Below are 15,448 nucleotides of genomic sequence, written 5' to 3'. Positions count from 1 at the left end.
CACTACGCTGGGATCGTGTCGACCCTCAGTGAACTCGTCCTCGCCCAGGGCCGCAGCAGTCAGGCCGACGTCGACTGGCTGCACATGCTCGTGGGCGACCTGCAGCTTCTCGCCGATCTTGCGTTCGCCGACATCGTGCTCTGGGTCCCCTCCGGCGACGACGAGTTCGTGGCAGTCGCGCACTCACGGCCCTCGAGCGCTGCGACGCTGTTCTACCGCGACTTCGTCGGCCAGGCCATCAAGCCGCAGTGGCGCGAGCTCGTCACCGACGCGTTCCGATCGGGGCGCATCGCCGACTCATCCTCTCCCGACTGGTATGAAGAGATGCCGACCCGGGTACGTGCCATCCCGGTCATGCGCCGCCTCTCGCCGACCGGCACCGAGCTCGCTCCCGAGCCGGTCGCTGTCATCACGCGGCACACCAATCTCAGCACCACGCGTACGCCGAGTCGGCAAGAGCTCACGTTCAACGACTGCGCCGACGACCTGTTCCAGATGGTCGGCTCGGGCGACTTCCCCGACCTCGGGGCGCCGACCGGGCCGCGTCGCGGAGCGCCGCGCGCCTCCGACGGCCTGATCCGGCTCGACGCCGACGGGGTGACGACGTTCGCGAGTCCGAACGCGCTCAGCGCGTTCAACCGCATGGGCTTCGATGACGAGCTCGAGGGCGAGTCGTTGGCCGAGGTCACCACTCGTCTGCTCACCGGCAAGCTCGTCGTCGACGAGTCGCTGCCGCTGGTGGTGACGGGGCGGGCGCCGTGGCGCACCGAGATCGAGTCGCGCGGGGTGACCGTCGCGATCCGCGCCATCCCCATTCGCCACCGCGGCGAACGGATCGGCGCAATGGTGCTCACCCGAGATGTGACCGAGCTGCGCCACCAGGAACAAGAGCTCATCACGAAGGACGCCACGATCCGCGAGATCCATCACCGGGTCAAGAACAACCTGCAGACCGTGGCATCCCTGCTGCGGATCCAGGCGCGGCGCACCCACTCCGAAGAGGCGCGCGAGGCACTGACGCAGGCCATGCGGCGCGTGGGCGCGATCGCCGTGGTGCACGACACGCTGAGCGAGGGGCTCAGCCAGAACGTCGACTTCGATGAAGTCTTCGATCGGGCGCTGCTGCTGGTCGCCGAGGTCGCCGCCGCGCACAATACGACGGCGCACCCCAAGAAGTCGGGCACGTTCGGCGTGCTACCGAGCGAGTACGCGACGCCGCTCGCCCTGGCCCTCACCGAGCTCGTGACGAACGCCGTCGAGCACGGCCTCGCCGGTCAGGAGGGCGACGTCGAGGTGTTCGCCGAGCGCGACGATACGACGCTCTCGGTGCAGGTGCGCGACACCGGGTCGGGCCTGCCCGAGGGCAAAGTCGGCGAGGGGCTCGGTACGCAGATCGTGCGCACCCTGATCCAGGGCGAACTCGGCGGCACGATCGATTGGCACACGGTGGTGGGCCGCGGCACCGAGGTCACGATCGAGGTGCCCCTGCGCTGGATCAAGGGCAAGGCCGAGACAGCGCGCTGACGCGCCCGCCGCGGCAGCCGCTGCCGCGCTGCCGCCATCTCTTCGCCGCCACCGCGCTGCCGACATCTCTCTGCCGCCGTGTCGGCGTTTGCAGGACATCCGCCCGTTCCTAGGACGCGAGCGGACGAATACGTCCGACAAACGGCGACCCGTCCTACCAACGCCGACAGGCCATGAATGGCGCGATGCCGTGCGAACGCAGAAGGTGTCGCCACACCCCGGGGAACGCCGACCGGGGGCGGGGCTCGGGTGACGCGTCGCGGGTACGGTCAGCCGGCGCGGCGGGCGCGGGCCGCGCGGCGCTTGAGCGCGCGACGCTCGTCCTCGCTGAGGCCACCCCACACGCCCGAGTCCTGACCGGTCTCGAGGGCGTACTGCAGGCAGATCTCGGTGACGGTGCAGCGCGCGCAGACGGCCTTGGCCTTCTCGATCTGCTCGACCGCCGGCCCGGTGTTGCCGACCGGGAAGAAGAGCTCGGGGTCGGCCGTGAGGCAGGCGGCTTTGTCGCGCCAATCCATGGAGATGCTCCTTGTGGGTTCTTCGGGTCACAACCACGCGCGCGTGTTCGCACGACCGGGAACCGGTGGGTTGCGGGGGGAGTGACCGAATCTCGGGAAGTAGGATCAAGAACTGATCGGCTCACGTCCCTGTGAGCATCAACTCGGTCATCTAAATGGTGGCATAGGGCAGAGAGCGAATCAATAGTCGTGCATGGGATAACGCTGTGAATGAACCCGCCGAGTCGACCCCCGGGGTGCGTGCGGCGATCTGGACGGTGCGCGTGCTGCTCGCGCTCGAGGCGCTCGCCATGGTCGCGGTGCTCGGATGGCTCGTGGTCGACCTGTTCTCGCTGCGTCCGTCGAGCTACGCGACGGCGATCGCACTCATCGTGCTCGTGCTGATCGGGGCGCTCTGGGTGCTCGCGTGCGCGATCGGCGCGTTCCGACTCGCACCGTGGACCCGCGGCGCGGCGATCGTGTGGCAGGTGTTGCAGGTCTCGATCGCCGTGGGGGCGTTCCAGGGCCTGTTCGCCCGCCCTGACATCGGCTGGCTGCTGCTGGTGCCGGCGGTCGTGGTCGCCGGCCTGCTGCTGTGGAACCCCGTGCGGCTCTCCTTCACACGGAACGACCCCGCCGCGGCGCACTGACGGCGGCCGGGCGGGGTCGAGGCGGCGCTACGCGGCGAGGCCGAGTTCGCGCCGCAGTCGGGCGACGTGGCCGGTCGCCTTCACGTTGTACAGCGCCTTCTCGATGCGGCCGTCCTCGCCGATGATGAACGTCGAGCGGATCGCGCCGACGACGATCTTTCCGTAGAGCGACTTCTCGCCCCAGACGCCGTAGGTCTGCTGCACAGCCAGGTCGGGATCGCTCAGCAGAGTGAAGTTGAGCCGGTCGCGCTCAGCGAAGCGCTTGAGCTTGTCGACGTCGTCCTTCGAGACGCCGAGCACGCGAACATCGGCGGCGGCGAACGAGTTCAGGCTGTCGCGGAAGTCGCACGCCTCGGTGGTGCAGCCGGGCGTCATGGCCTCGGGGTAGAAGTACAGGACGACCTTGGTTCCGCGCAGATCCGACAGGGTGACGGGCGTGCCGTCCTGGTCGAGGAGCGTGAAGTCGGGGGCCAGGTCGCCGGGGGCGAGTCGTGCATCGGTCATGCGTCCCATGCTAAGCACGTCCCCGGCCCGCCCCGCACCACCCGCACCCGCCCGACACGGCGGGTGCGGACCTGAATTGCGTCCACACGCACGGGTGCGGCTGGCACAGCTGAGGCACAGCCCGAGGCACAGCAGGGGTGGGTCGGGTCAGGCGGGGGAGGTGCCGGCGGCGGGCGCGAAGGTGGTCAGCAGGCGCTGCAGGGAGTCGAGGCGGGCCCGGCCGATGGGTCCGAGCTCACCGGCGTCCACGGCCTCGACGATGGCGCAGTCGGGGGCGTCGGGCAGGTGCGTGCAACCGCGGGGGCAGCGCTCGGCGATGACCGCCAAATCGGCGAACGCGGCGAGGATGCTGTCGGGCTTCACGTGCCCGAGCCCGAACGAGCGCACGCCGGGGGTGTCGATCACCCAGCCGTGACCGTCGGCGGCGTCGACGCGCAGCGACACGGTCGACGACGAGGTGTGGCGACCGCGACCGGTGACCGCGTTGACGCGTCCGATGGCGCGGTGGGCGCTCGGCACGAGTGCGTTCACCAGGGTCGACTTGCCGACGCCCGAGTGCCCGACGAACACGGTGCGGTGGCCGATGAGCTCGGCCGTGATGTCGTCGAGGGGCAGGTAGTCGCGGGCGCTGAGGAAGACGGGCAGGTCGAGTCCGGCGAAGTTCTCGAGAAACTCCGACGGGTCGGCGAGGTCGGTCTTCGTGATGCACATGAGCGGTGCGATGCCGGCATCGTAGGCGGCGACCAGGTACCGGTCGACGAGCCGGATACGCGGCTCGGGGTCGGCCGCGGCGATCACGATCAGCATCTGATCGGCGTTGGCGACGATGACCCTCTCGACCTCGTCGGTGTCGTCGGCGCTGCGCCGCAGCAGGGTCGAGCGCTCGCCGACGCGCACGATGCGGGCGAGCGTGCCCGCCTCACCGGTGGTGTCGCCGACCAGGTCGACGTGGTCGCCCGTCACGACCGATTTGCGGCGCAGTTCGCGCGCGCGGGCCGCGGTGACCTCGCGCTCGGTGTCGAGCCCGTCATCGAGCAGTACGGCGTACCGACCGCGGTCGACGCCGAGCACGGTGCCGGTCACCGCGTCGGCGTGCTCGGGGCGTACCTTGGTGCGGGGCCGGCTGCCGCGGGGGTTCGGGCGCACGCGGATGTCGGACTCGTCGTACCCGAAGCCGCCGTCGTCGTCGTCTTCGTCGTCGCCCGTGTCCCACCAGCTCATGCCAGCAGCTTGCCCCACAACTCGGTGAACTGCGGCAGCGTCTTCGACGTGCTGCCGATGTCGTCGATCACGACATCGGACACGCCGAGTCCGATGATCGCGCCCGACGTCGCCATGCGGTGGTCGGCGTAGGCGCGCCACGGACCGCCGTGCAGGGGCGCCGGCTCGATGCGAAGGCCGTCATCGAGTTCGGTCACCCGGCCGCCGAGCCCGTTCAGCTCGGTCGCGAGGGCTGCGATGCGGTCGGTCTCGTGGTGGCGGATGTGGCCGATGCCGATGATGGTCGACGGTTCGTCGGCGAGAGCGGCCAGCGCCACCAGGTTGGGTGCGAGCTCGCCCGCCTCCGATAGGTCGAGATCGACACCGCGGATGCCGCGACCGCCGTCGGCCGGGCGCCGGGGCGCGTGCACGGTGAGACGGTCGCCGTCGCGTGTCACGGTCGCGCCGAACCGGGGCAGCAGGTCGATCAGCTGCGCGCCGACCTGCGTGGTGTCGGCCGGCCAGCCGGTGATCGTGACCGAGCCGCCGGCGACGATCGCCGCGACGAGGAACGGCGCCGCGTTCGACAGATCGGGTTCGATGTCGAGGTCGACCGCGGCGATCGGACCAGGCTCGACGACCCATCGGCCCGGTTCGGGCGAGGCGACCTCGACCCCGCGCGCGGCGAGCGAGGCGATCGTCATCTCGATGTGCGGCATGCTGGGAACCCGCTCGCCGATGTGCCGCAGGTCGAGTCCCCGCTCGAACCGGGGCGCCGACAGCAGCAGCGCCGACACGAACTGGCTCGACGCCGACGCGTCGATCTCGAGCGTCCCGCCGCCGACTCGACCGGTGCCGTGCACGGTGAACGGCAGCGTGCCGCGCCCGTCGTCGTCGAGGTCGACGCCCAGCGCCTGCAGCCCGCGAACGACGCCCGCCATCGGGCGTTTCCTGGCGTACTCGTCGCCGTCGAACGTGGTCGGGCCGAGCGCGAGCGCTGCGACGGGCGGTAGGAACCGCATCACGGTGCCGGCGAGCCCGCAGTCGATCGTCGTCGACCCGGTGAGCTCGTCGGCCGGCGTCACTCGCAGGTCGCCGCCGAAGTCGCCCTGCCCGGGTATCTGCTCGATCGTGGTGCCCAGCGCGCGGAGCCCCTCGATCATCAGCTCGCTGTCGCGCGAGAACAGCGGTGCGCGCAGCGTCGACGGGCCATCGGCGAGGGCGGCCAGCACGAGCTCGCGGTTGGTGAGCGACTTCGAGCCCGGCAACGCCAGGACGGCGCCGAGCGGGCGGGCGGCGGTGGGCGCGAGCCATCCGCCGTCCGGCTCGGTCTGGCGGTCGCCGTACGGGTCGAACTCGGGCTCGGAATACGGGGAAATCTGCATCGGTTACCAACAGTAGTGCCGACGGCGGAAAGGAGCTGGTGCGTGTGACCTCGGTGGTGATAGAGCGCCCGACGGCCCCTGCCGTCGACCTCGGCGCGGCGGTCGAGGTCCTAGGATGGCCGGTGATGACTGCCGACGAGACCGGTGCAGCGGCACCGGAAACCGAACGTCCGCTGGGGGAGCTCTTCGAGGAACAGGCGCTGCCGTTCCTCGACCAGCTGTACGGTGCCGCCCTGCGCATGACGAAGAACCCCGCCGACGCGCAAGACCTCGTGCAAGAGACCTTCGTGAAGGCCTACGCGGCCTTCGGCCAGTTCACGCAGGGCACGAACCTCAAGGCGTGGTTGTACCGCATCCTCACCAACACCTTCATCAACTCGTACCGCAAGAAGCAGCGGGAACCCTACCAGGGCACGATCGACGACCTCGAAGACTGGCAGCTCGGCGGCGCCGAGTCGACGACGTCGAGTTCGAGCCGATCGGCCGAGGCCGAGGCGATCGACCACCTCCCCGACAGCGCCGTCAAGGACGCGCTGCAGGCGCTCCCCGAGGATTTCCGCCTCGCGGTCTACTTCGCCGACGTCGAGGGCTTCTCGTATCAAGAGATCGCCGACATGATGCACACCCCCATCGGAACCGTGATGAGCCGGCTGCACCGTGGCCGCCGGCTGCTTCGCGAGTCCCTCGCCGACTACGCCAGTACCCAGGGCTACGACACGGCGCCCAAACCCACCAGGAGCAGGAAATGACCGATTGCGGCTGCGAGAAGGCCCGGCAGGAACTCGAGGAGTACCTGCACAACGAGCTGCGCCGTGAGGATGCGGCAGACATCCGCGAGCACATGGCCAACTGCCCCGAGTGCTCGGCGGAGCTGAAGGTCGGGCTCACGATCACCGAGGTCGTGCAGCGGGCCTGCCGCGAGAGCGCGCCGGGCGAGCTGCGCACCGCCGTGCTCTCGCGCATCCGCGAGGTGCAGGCGCACGGCACGCTCGTCGTCGACTGAGGCCGACGGGCGCAGCTGAGCCGGCGGTCGCGATCGCGGGCCGTCACAGGTCTCGAAACGCGCCGCCGCTTCGCGTCGGCGCTCCCCGACCAGTCGTGGGTTCGGCGCTGTGCGCCGCCGATCTGCTGCCGTCGGTCGTGAGAAACGCCACGAGCGGATGCCCCGCGGGGCATCCGCTCGTGGCGTTCAGCGCGCGACCGACTCCAGCGCGCGACCGACTCCTGCGCGCGACCGACTCCTGCGCGCGACCGACTCCTGCGCGCGACCGACTACAGGGTGAGCGCGCGCTGGATGATGTCGGCCTGTTCGACCGCGTGACGCTTGGCCGAACCCGTCGCCGGCGACGCCGCCGCGGGGCGCGAGACGACCGAGACCGGGCGCGGCCCGAGCTTGTTCGTCTCGAAGATGAAGTACGGCCAGGCGCCCTGGTTCTCGGGTTCGTCCTGCACCCAGGTCAACTCGGCGTTCTCGTACGAGTCGGCGATCGCCTTCAGCTCGGCTGCGGGCAGCGGATAGAGCTGTTCGATGCGGATGAGCGCGATCTCGGGGTTCGGATGCTTCTCGAGCTCGGCGAGCAGGTCGTAGTAGACCTTGCCCGACATGAACAGCGCGCGCTTGACCGCCGACTTGTCGGTGATGCGGGCGTCGTCGATGACGGGCTCGAACCGGCCCTGCGTGAAGTCGGCGACCTCGCTCGTCGCACCGCGCAGGCGCAGCATCGCCTTCGGCGTGAAGACCACGAGCGGGCGGCGCGGCCGCACGTACGCCTGACGGCGCAGCAGGTGGAAGTACGACGCCGGCGTCGAAGGGCGGGCGACGGTCATGTTGTTCTCGGCGCACAACTGCAGGTAGCGCTCGATGCGGGCCGACGAGTGGTCGGGGCCCTGCCCCTCATAGCCGTGGGGAAGCAGCAGCACGACGCTCGAACGCTGACCCCACTTCTGCTCGGCCGACGACACGAATTCATCGATGATGGTCTGCGCGCCGTTGCCGAAGTCGCCGAACTGCGCCTCCCACAGCACCAGGGCGTCTGCGCGCTCGACCGAGTAGCCGTACTCGAAGCCCATGGCCGCGTACTCGCTGAGCAGCGAGTCGTAGATCCAGAACCGGGCCTGGTTCTCGGAGAGGTTCTGCAGCGGCAGCCACTCCTGCCCGTTCACGCGGTCGTGCAGCACCGCGTGGCGCTGCACGAAGGTGCCGCGCCGGGCGTCCTGCCCGGCGAACCGCACCGGGGTGCCCTCGACCAACAGGGATCCGAGGGCGAGCAGCTCGCCGAAGCCCCAGTCGATCTTGCCGTTGCGGCTCATGTCCTGGCGCTTCGTCAGCAGCTGCTGGATCTTCGGGTGCACGGTGAAGCCGGCGGGCTTGTTCGCGAACGCGTCGCCGATGGCGTGAACGACCTCGATCGAAACGCCGGTCGTGGCCAGATCGCCGGTCGCGGGCTCGGGGCTCTGGTCGGTCTCGGTCGCGCCGATCACGTTGATCGCGCCGGTCTGCACCGCATGGGTCTCGGCGAAGGCGCGCTCGAGGCGGTCTTGGAAGTCGCGGTGCGATTCTTCGTACTCGGCTTCGGTGATGTCGCCGCGGCCGACGAGGGCCTCGGTGTACAGCTTGCGGACGCTGCGCTTGGCCTCGATGAGGTTGTACATCAGCGGCTGCGTCATCGACGGGTCGTCGCCCTCGTTGTGGCCGCGACGGCGGTAGCAGACGAGGTCGACGACGACGTCGCGCTTGAACTCCTGGCGGTAGCGGAAGGCCAGCTCGGCCACTCGCACGACCGCCTCGGGGTCGTCGCCGTTCACGTGGAAGATCGGCGCCTGGATCGTCTTGGCCACGTCGGTCGAGTAGATCGACGAGCGGGCGTCACCGGGCACGGTCGTGAAGCCGACCTGGTTGTTGACGACGAGGTGGATCGTGCCGCCGGTGCGGTAGCCGCGCAGCTGCGACATCTGCATGGTCTCGACGACCACGCCCTGACCGGCCATCGCCGCGTCGCCGTGCACGAGGATCGGCAGGATCGAGAACGAGCCGATGGGCTTGCGGTCCTGTTTGGCGCGCACGATCCCCTCGAGCACGCCGTCGACCGCCTCGAGGTGCGAGGGGTTGGCCGCGAGCGAGACCGGCACCTGCTGGCCATCGTCGGCGGTGAAGGTGCCCTGGGTGCCGAGGTGGTACTTCACGTCACCCGAGCCGTGCGCGCTCGCGGTGCCCTCGAACTCGCGGAACACCTGACCGTAGGTCTTGCCGGCGATGTTGGTGAGCACGTTGAGGCGGCCGCGGTGCGCCATGCCGATCGCGACCTCGTCGAGGCCGGCCTTGGCCGCACCCTGCAGCACCTCGTCGAGCAGCGCGATCATCGATTCGCCGCCCTCGAGGCTGAACCGCTTCTGGCCGACGTACTTCGTCTGCAGGAAGGTCTCGAACGCCTCGGCCTCGTTGAGCTTGCCGAGGATGCGCATCTGCTCGTCGTGGGTGGGCTTCTCGTACGGGCGCTCGATCTGCTCTTGGATCCACTTGCGCTGCACGGGGTCTTGGATGTGCATGTACTCGATGCCGATGGTGCGGCAGTACGAATCGCGCAGGACGCCCAGGATGTCGCGGAGCTTCGCCGTGCGGGTCGAGCCGAAGCCGCCCGTGACGAACTCGCGGTCGAGGTCCCAGAAGGTGAGACCGTGGCTCGCGATGTCGAGGTCGGGGTGCGAGCGCTGCACGTACTCGAGGGGGTCGGTGTCGGCCATCATGTGGCCGCGGACGCGGAACGCATTGATGAGCTCCTGCACGCGCGCGGTCTTGTCGATGGCGCTGGCGATGTCGACCGAGATGTCGGGCGCCCAGCGGATCGGCTCGTACGGCAGCCGCAGTGCGGCGAAGATGTCCTCGTAGAAGCGGCGCTCGCCGATGAGCAGCTCGTGCACCTTCTTCAGGAACTCGCCCGACCCGGCGCCCTGGATGACGCGGTGGTCGTACGTCGAGGTGAGGGTGATCGTCTTGCCGATCGCGAGGTTCGAGAGGGTCTTCTCGCTCGCGCCCTGGAACTCGGCCGGATACTCGAGTGCGCCGGCGCCGATGATGCAGCCCTGGCCCTTCATGAGGCGCGGCACCGAGTGCACCGTGCCGATGCCGCCCGGGTTGGTGAGCGAGATCGTCGCGCCCTGGAAGTCGTCGGCCTTCAGCTTGTTCTGGCGGGCCCGCGAGACGAGGTCTTCGTACGCCGCGAGGAACTCGTTGAAGGTCATGGTCTCGGCGCGCTTGATCGCCGGCACGAGCAGCGCTCGCGAGCCGTCGGGCTTCGGGATGTCGATCGCGATGCCGAGGCCGATGTGGGCGGGCTTCACGAGACTCGGCTTGCCGTCGACCTCGGTGTAGAAGACGTTCTGGCTCGGGAACTCCTTCAGCGCCTGGATGAGCGCCCACCCGATGAGGTGCGTGAACGACACCTTGCCGCCGCGCGTGCGGCGGAGGTGGTTGTTGATCACGATGCGGTTGTCGATCATGAGCTTCGCCGGCACGGTGCGCACGCTCGTCGCGGTCGGCACGGTGAGCGAGGCGTCCATGTTGGCAGCGAGCGTCTTCGGCAGGCCTCGCAGCGGCACGACCTCGTCGATCGTCTCGTCGGTGTCGGCGACGACGGGCTGCGGGCTGGTGATCGGGACGTCGGCGGGAACCGGCTCGGGGCGCGGCGCCACCGATGTGGTGCGTGCCTCGCGAGCCTGGCCGATGACCGGTGCGGGGGCGGTGATGGGCGCGGCCGGGGGCGTGACCGGCGCGGCCGACGGGGCTGCGGGGGCCTCGGCGGCAGGAGCAGGAGCCTCGGGAGCGGGGGCCGCCTCGGATGCAGTGCCGGCAGCCGGCTGGGCGGATGCCTCGGAGCCGGACTCGGCGGCGGGCTGCGCGGCTTGGGCCTCGCGCGTCAGGCGGTACTGCTCGAGCACGGGCCACCACGTACGGTCGACGGAATCGCGGTCGACGAGGTACTTCTGGTACATCTCGTCGACGAGCCATTCGTTGGCTCCGAACTCGGCCGACGAGGTCTCGTCGGCACCGGTTCCCGTCAGTTGGCTCGACACAGCCGTTCGCCCACTCTCTCCGTTGATTGCGTTTCAGATCGGCGCATGCGAACGCGCGGATCACCCGTACCAGCCTAAACCCCCGTCGGAGCGGCGGGGGACATGCCGACCGTGCTGCCGGGGCCGTCGAGAGCGGGCCACGGGTAGCGTTGAGCCATGGAGTTCTATCGCACCTCCCCGTCGCACGACCTCACCTACTCCGACGTGTTCCTGGTGCCGAGCCGATCGGCCGTGACGAGCCGCCTCGACGTCTCGCTCGCTACGAGCGACGGGTCGGGTGCGAGCATCCCGATCGTGTCGGCGAATATGAACTCGGTCACCGGTCCGCGACTGGCCGCCTCGCTCGCCCGACGCGGCGGCATCGGCGTGCTGCCTCAAGACCTGCACCTGCAGGACCTCGCCGACGCGATCCGCTGGGTCAAGGCGCAGTCGCCCCGGTTCGACACGCCTTTCGAGTTCTCGCCCGACGCCACCGCAGCCGACGCGCTCGTCGCTCTGCCGCCCGTCGCCGGGCACGGCATCGTGCTGCGCGATGAGGCGGGCGAGTACGTGGGATGCATCGTGGCCGAGCGCCTGGCGACCGCGCTGCCCGACGCGCGGCTCGGCGACCTCGTGCACTCGGCGATGCCCTCGATCGACGCCGAGGATGTGGCATCCCCCCGCCGTGCGTTCGATCTCATGGCCGACGCGGGCCTCGAGTTCGCCCCCGTGCTCGAGCACGGCCGGGTGGTCGGCACGCTGAGCCGGCGCAGCGCCCTGCGCGGCACCGTGTACGAGCCGAACGTCGATGCGCAAGGGCGGCTGCGGGTCGCCGCAGCGATCGGCATCAACGGCGACCCGGCGGCGAAGGCGCGCGCGCTCGCCGAGGCGGGCGTCGACCTGCTCGTGATCGACACCGCGCACGGCCACCAGGACGGCATGCTCCGGGCGATCGCGGCGGTCGCCGACCTCGACCTCGGCCTGCCGATCGCGGCGGGCAACATCGTCACCGCCGACGGCGTGCGCGACCTCGTCGAAGCGGGCGCCGACATCCTCAAGGTCGGCGTCGGGCCGGGTGCGATGTGCACGACGCGCATGATGACGGCGGTCGGCCGGCCGCAGTTCTCGGCCGTGCTCGAGACCGCCGACACCGCGCGCGAGCTCGGTGCCAGGGTCTGGGCCGACGGCGGCGTGCGGTATCCCCGTGACGTGGCGCTCGCGCTGGCGGCCGGCGCCGACGCGGTCATGATCGGGTCCTGGTTCGCGGGCACCATCGAGGCTCCGGGGACACTGCGCTCCGATGCATCCGGCCGTCTGTTCAAGGAGAGCTGGGGCATGGCCTCGACCAAGGCAGTGCGCGAGCGGTTCGACCGACTGAGCGCCTACGAGCTCGCTCGCCGCGAGCTGTTCGCCGAGGGGATCTCGTCGTCGTCGATCTACCTCGACCCGCTGCGCCCGTCGATCGAGGACCTGCTCGACATGATCACCTCGGGCGTGCGCAGCTCGTTCACGTATGCGGGCGCGCGCACCCTCGCCGAGTTCCGCGAGCGGGCGCTCGTCGGCGTCCAGTCGGCCGCCGGATACGAGGAGGGCAAGGCGCTGCCGGTGAGCTGGTGAAGGCCCCGATCCCGCGCCGCTGAGGGCGGGAATCGCCCGGGCTGCGTCGATATACTGAGCCGACCATGGACGATCCTCCCTCTGCGAATCCGGCCTCCCACAGACCCTCGCCCGTGACCGATCGGGGAGGTGCGGATGTCTGAGTGGATCCTGCTCGTCATCGGCCTCCTGCTGACCATCGGCACGGGCTTGTTCGTCGCCAGCGAGTTCGCGCTGGTGAACCTCGATCGTGCTGACCTCGAGGCCCGTCGCGACCGCGGCGAGACCCGTCTCGGCATGACCATCGCCGCGCTGAAGATCACCTCGACCCATCTCTCGAGCGCGCAGCTGGGCATCACGCTCACGACCCTGCTCACCGGCTACACGATGGAGCCGGCGATCTCGTCGTTGCTGGCGCCGTCGCTCTCCGCCGCCGGCGTACCCGACGCCCTCGTGCGCCCCATCGGTGCGACCACCGCGGTGGTGGTCGCGACGCTGTTGTCGATGGTGCTCGGCGAGCTGGTGCCGAAGAATTTCGCCCTCGCGCTTCCGCTGGCCACCGCCAAGGCGGTCATGCCCTTCCAGACCGCGTTCTCGTGGGTGTTCCGCCCCGCGGTCGCCGTGCTGAACGGCAGCGCGAACGGGATCCTGCGCGCGTTCGGCATCGAGCCGAAGGAGGAGCTGTCAGGTGCCCGCAGCGCCGAGGAACTCTCCTCGCTCGTGCGCCGCTCGGCCAGTGCCGGCCTGCTCGAAGAGGACACGGCGACGCTGCTCGGGCGCACCCTCCGGTTCAGCGAGCACGACGCGGGCGACGTGATGACGCCCCGCCCGCGGCTCGCCGCGCTGCAGCGGCAGGAGCCGGCGGGCGCGGTGCTCGAGCTCGCCAGGAAGACGGGGTACTCGCGGTTCCCGGTCTACGACGAGAACCTCGACGACGTCGTCGGCATCGTGCACGTGAAGCAGGCGGTCGCGGTGCCGCGCGAACGGCGCGGCGACGTGCCGACCTCGGCGCTGCAGTCCGAGGCGCTGCGCGTGCCCGAGACGATGAAGCTCGACACCCTGCTCGGCGAACTGCGCGGCCGCGGGTTCCAGATGGCGGTCGTCGTCGACGAGTACGGCGGCACGGCCGGCGTCGCGACCCTCGAGGACTTGGTCGAAGAGCTCGTCGGCGAGGTCGCCGACGAGCACGACCGCACGCGGGCCGGCATCGTGCGCCACGGCGACGTCGTGAGCTTCCCCGGCATCCTGCGACCCGACGAGCTGCTCGAACGCACCGGCATCCGGGTGCCCGAGAACGGCGACTACGAGACCGTCGCCGGCTTCGTGATGGCCGAGCTGGGCGCGCTGCCGGCGGTCGGCGACGAGGTCTCGATCGAGCAGGGCACGCTGCGCGTGCAGCGGCTCGACGGCCGGCGGATCGACCGCCTGCGGTTCGAGCCCACCGCCGAGCCGGTCGCCGACCGCGTCGACGACGTGCACGAGGAGGGCCGGCGATGAGCGACTGGGCAGGCCTCGCGTGGCTCGTCGTGCTGCTGATCGGCAACGCGTTCTTCGTGGGCGCCGAGTTCGCGGTGATCTCGGCGCGCCGCAGTCAGATCGAGCCGCTCGCCGAGCAGGGTCGGCGCAGTGCCAAGACCGCGTTGTGGGCGATGGAGCACGCGACGCTCATGCTCGCGATGAGCCAGCTCGGCATCACGATCTGCTCGCTGCTCATCCTGAACGTGTCCGAGCCGGCGATCCACCACCTGCTCGAGGCGCCGCTGCACCTCACCGGCTGGTCGGAGGAGGCGGTCGGCACGATCGCGTTCGTCATCACCCTCGTGCTGGTCTCGTACCTGCACGTCGTGTTCGGCGAGATGGTGCCCAAGAACCTCTCGTTCTCGGTGCCCGACCGGGCGGTGCTGCTGCTCGCGCCGCCGCTGGTGTTCCTCGCCCGCGTGTTCCGACCGGTGATCGTGGCGCTGAACGCGACCGCGAACGGCGTGCTGCGGCTGTTCCGGGTCGAGCCGAAGAGCGAGGCCAACTCGACGTTCACCCTCGAGGAGGTGCAGACCATCGTCGACCAGTCGCGTCGCGAGGGCGTGCTCGAGGACGCGAGCGGTACGCTCACGGCCGCGTTCGAGTTCACCTCGAAGTGCGTGCGGGATGTCGCGGTGCCGGCGTCGGGGCTCATCAGCTTGCCGCCCGATGCGACGCCGGCCGATGTCGAACGGGCGGTCGCGCGGCACGGCTTCAGCCGGTACGTGCTGCTCGACGCCGACGGCGAGCCGCACGGCTACGTGCACCTGAAGGACGTGATCGATCTCGACGACGACGAGTTCGACGATCCGATCCCGGCCAAGCGGGTGCGGCGGCTGGTCTCGATCTTCGACGGCACCGATCTCGAGGACGCGCTCGCGACGCTGCGCCGGCTCGGCACGCACGTCGCGCGGGCGTTCGACGAAGCCGGTGAGACGACCGGGGTGATCTTCCTGGAGGACATCATCGAGGAGCTCGTCGGCGAGGTGCAGGACGCGACACGGCGCGGGTGAGCCGTCCGTCCGCCGCTGCGAATCCCGTGAACGGCTCGGGCGTAGACTCCCGCCGACCCAAGAAGCGAGGAATCATCATGTTCGAGAAGCTCATGGCGATGGCGGTGCTTCCCGCGGCCGACCTCGATCGCGCGAAGAAGTGGTGGCACGACGTGCTCGGCCGCGACCCCGTGTGGTCGGAGGACGAGGGCGAGATCGCCTTCTACGACATCGGCGGCACCGTCGTCCTCGTGTACCGCACCGACTACGCCGGCACCGCGCAGAACACCGCGCTCAACCTCATGACCGACGACCTCGACCGCGACATGACCGCACTGCGGACCCACGGCGTCGTGTTCCACGACTACGACCTGCCCGGCGTGACGACCGTCGACGGCGTCGCCGACACCGGCGAGGAGCGCACCGCGTGGTTCAGCGACAGCGAGGGCAATATCATCGCGCTCGGCGAGGTCTCGCCGCAGATGCGCGAACTCGCGATGAAGCTGCGGTCGTCGTCGGCCGGGACGGGGTGA

13 protein-coding genes are annotated in these 15,448 nt (G+C 70.1%); 8 read left to right on the top strand and 5 right to left on the bottom strand.

Annotated elements, in window-relative coordinates; all coding sequences use genetic code 11:
• Positions 1-15: 15 nt before the first annotated feature.
• The gene (locus FLP10_RS02980) at positions 16-1,524 is read left to right on the top strand and encodes a sensor histidine kinase (RefSeq protein WP_149159513.1); all 1,509 of its coding nucleotides are present in this window, start codon (positions 16-18) and stop codon (positions 1,522-1,524) included.
• Between the two features lie 269 nt (positions 1,525-1,793).
• Here the strand turns inward: FLP10_RS02980 and FLP10_RS02975 are convergent, their stop codons facing one another.
• Positions 1,794-2,042: a WhiB family transcriptional regulator gene (locus tag FLP10_RS02975; RefSeq protein ID WP_149159512.1), complete on the bottom strand. Its 249-nt coding sequence runs from the start codon at positions 2,040-2,042 to the stop codon at positions 1,794-1,796.
• 206 nt (positions 2,043-2,248) lie between these two features.
• On the opposite strand from FLP10_RS02975, the gene FLP10_RS02970 reads away from it, so the two are divergent.
• Complete coding sequence (locus FLP10_RS02970; protein ID WP_149159511.1) at positions 2,249-2,671, top strand: hypothetical protein; 423 nt, start codon at positions 2,249-2,251, stop codon at positions 2,669-2,671.
• A gap of 27 nt (positions 2,672-2,698) precedes the next feature.
• Here the strand turns inward: FLP10_RS02970 and bcp are convergent, their stop codons facing one another.
• From bcp to aroA, 3 genes are all read right to left on the bottom strand, one after another.
• Complete coding sequence (gene bcp / locus FLP10_RS02965) at positions 2,699-3,175, bottom strand: thioredoxin-dependent thiol peroxidase (RefSeq protein WP_149159510.1); 477 nt, start codon at positions 3,173-3,175, stop codon at positions 2,699-2,701.
• A gap of 147 nt (positions 3,176-3,322) precedes the next feature.
• Entirely contained in the window at positions 3,323-4,396 is a 1,074-nt protein-coding gene (gene rsgA, locus FLP10_RS02960; RefSeq protein ID WP_149159509.1) for a ribosome small subunit-dependent GTPase A, read from the bottom strand.
• Positions 4,393-5,760: a 3-phosphoshikimate 1-carboxyvinyltransferase gene (gene aroA, locus FLP10_RS02955; RefSeq protein WP_149159508.1), complete on the bottom strand. Its 1,368-nt coding sequence runs from the start codon at positions 5,758-5,760 to the stop codon at positions 4,393-4,395. Before aroA ends, rsgA begins: the two co-directional genes overlap by 4 nt.
• A gap of 125 nt (positions 5,761-5,885) precedes the next feature.
• On the opposite strand from aroA, the gene FLP10_RS02950 reads away from it, so the two are divergent.
• Both FLP10_RS02950 and rsrA read left to right on the top strand, forming a co-directional pair.
• Positions 5,886-6,509 carry a sigma-70 family RNA polymerase sigma factor gene (locus FLP10_RS02950; protein WP_149159507.1) on the top strand — a complete coding sequence of 208 codons (624 nt, stop codon included), beginning with the start codon at positions 5,886-5,888 and terminating at the stop codon, positions 6,507-6,509.
• Positions 6,506-6,763, top strand: a complete 258-nt coding sequence (gene rsrA / locus FLP10_RS02945; RefSeq protein ID WP_149159506.1) for a mycothiol system anti-sigma-R factor — start codon at positions 6,506-6,508, stop codon at positions 6,761-6,763. The genes FLP10_RS02950 and rsrA overlap by 4 nt, the downstream gene beginning before the upstream one ends.
• A 269-nt stretch (positions 6,764-7,032) precedes the next feature.
• Here the strand turns inward: rsrA and FLP10_RS02940 are convergent, their stop codons facing one another.
• Positions 7,033-10,830 (bottom strand): multifunctional oxoglutarate decarboxylase/oxoglutarate dehydrogenase thiamine pyrophosphate-binding subunit/dihydrolipoyllysine-residue succinyltransferase subunit, encoded by a 3,798-nt coding sequence (locus FLP10_RS02940; protein ID WP_149159505.1) that lies wholly within the window; start codon positions 10,828-10,830, stop codon positions 7,033-7,035.
• Positions 10,831-10,986: 156 nt separating this feature from the next.
• Here FLP10_RS02940 and guaB1 point away from each other — a divergent pair, with 156 nt between their 5' ends.
• The 4 genes from guaB1 (at position 10,987) to FLP10_RS02920 (ending at position 15,448) form a co-directional block, all read left to right on the top strand.
• On the top strand, positions 10,987-12,426 hold the full coding sequence (guaB1, locus tag FLP10_RS02935) for a GMP reductase (protein WP_149159504.1): 1,440 nt from the start codon (positions 10,987-10,989) through the stop codon (positions 12,424-12,426).
• A gap of 135 nt (positions 12,427-12,561) precedes the next feature.
• Positions 12,562-13,902, top strand: coding sequence for a hemolysin family protein (locus tag FLP10_RS02930; RefSeq protein WP_149159503.1), 1,341 nt, complete (start codon positions 12,562-12,564; stop codon positions 13,900-13,902).
• Entirely contained in the window at positions 13,899-14,936 is a 1,038-nt protein-coding gene (locus FLP10_RS02925; protein ID WP_149159502.1) for a hemolysin family protein, read from the top strand. The genes FLP10_RS02930 and FLP10_RS02925 overlap by 4 nt, the downstream gene beginning before the upstream one ends.
• 77 nt (positions 14,937-15,013) lie before the next feature.
• The gene (locus tag FLP10_RS02920; RefSeq protein WP_149159501.1) at positions 15,014-15,448 is read left to right on the top strand and encodes a VOC family protein; all 435 of its coding nucleotides are present in this window, start codon (positions 15,014-15,016) and stop codon (positions 15,446-15,448) included.

Origin of the sequence: Agromyces intestinalis (assembly GCF_008365295.1) — a bacterium.
Classification (GTDB): domain Bacteria; phylum Actinomycetota; class Actinomycetes; order Actinomycetales; family Microbacteriaceae; genus Agromyces; species Agromyces intestinalis.
Note: the sequence above shows the minus strand (reverse complement) of the source record. Positions and strands in the feature narration are given on the sequence as shown.